The 1,200-nt window shown below is 40.2% G+C and carries 2 protein-coding genes and 1 pseudogene; all 3 read left to right on the top strand.

The features are described from left to right. A pseudogene (locus tag R7Q47_RS25340) lies at positions 1-211 on the top strand (methyl-accepting chemotaxis protein); the annotation flags it as partial. Between the two features lie 56 nt (positions 212-267). Beyond that, positions 268-468 carry a chromosome segregation ATPase gene (locus R7Q47_RS25345; RefSeq protein ID WP_023623718.1) on the top strand — a complete coding sequence of 67 codons (201 nt, stop codon included), beginning with the start codon at positions 268-270 and terminating at the stop codon, positions 466-468. A 267-nt stretch (positions 469-735) separates the two neighbouring features. Continuing rightward, positions 736-1,200, top strand: a 465-nt coding sequence (locus R7Q47_RS25350; RefSeq protein ID WP_140137533.1) for a helix-turn-helix transcriptional regulator, incomplete at its 3' end; no start/stop codon positions are given.

Genomic DNA, 1,200 nt, shown 5'->3' on the forward strand with positions numbered 1-1,200 from the left:
TATTACGGATATCTCCGATCGAAACACGCAAGTTGCGACGGCAACGGAAGAGCAATCTACCGTGGTTCATACGATCAATCAGAATATTGAAGAAATCAACGCAATCAACGAGATGACAACTGCAACGGCGGAAGAGTTGGCTGGCGCAAGCCGCGATCTTCAAGAGCTTTCATCTCGCCTAGATAAGATGGTTGGTAGCTTCAAACTCTAGAGTTGGATAGAATAGACGAAGTTGAACAGTTTAATGACTATATTTAGGTAAGTACTATGAACGACTTCGAAAAAGAACTAGCGCAGATTTCTCAAGAAGCTGCAGAGGAGCCAGAAGTAAAGCTGCCTTCGCTAGAAGAGCAAAAAGCCATTGCGGCTGAGCTTAAAAAGCTAGAAGCAGAAGGCAAGTTAACGCCAGAAATTTTGGAGCAATACTTCGGCAAGTTTAATCAGAAAAATTCTGTTCCAATTCATTAATAAAAAGGGAGTGTTTACTCCCTTTTTTCATTTGTAAAATTCATCATTCCTTCAATTTACTAAGTCACACACACGACTTCTACTCATCATTTTCTAATCGGATAGCTTTTCTCTACCATTTCTCCCTACATCATGTTGTGACTTAAAAATTATTGACACTTCAATAGTTTACTAATTAGTACTAGGGATTTTCATACTTGACAATGCTCCCGCTCTATCTACTCTATTGCATATTTCAATCAAAACTACTAAAGGAATGCGAGCAGGATGGAGCATCAAACTACAAGGAATGTCATCTTAATTACGGAGGGCAGTCTACAGTCATCTCTCTTAAAGGATGTTTTGGAAACGAAGCTCGGTATTAACGTTCTACTGATCACTCCCGAAAATCTTGCTAGCCCATTTGTTAGAAATCGACCTATATCAGCGATTGTCCTAGATTACAGCGTTATCACAGATGAAGTGTTTGCTCGTTATATGGAATTTAAAACCCCCAATTTAACTGGAACGCTTGAAATCCTCATCAACTGCGACAAATCTATCTCAACGGATGAACTGTTTGTTTGGGGGGCGCTTGCTGGTATTTTCTATACCTCAGACGATATACAGACCTTACAGACGGGCATTGATAAGGTTCTCCAAGGCGATATGTGGTTCAGTCGTAAATTTGCACAGCAGTACATTACTCATTTGCGTCGTCATAGTAGGCCGATTAATAAGAACGTTCCAGCA

Source organism: Vibrio sp. Vb0349 (genome assembly GCF_033338975.1).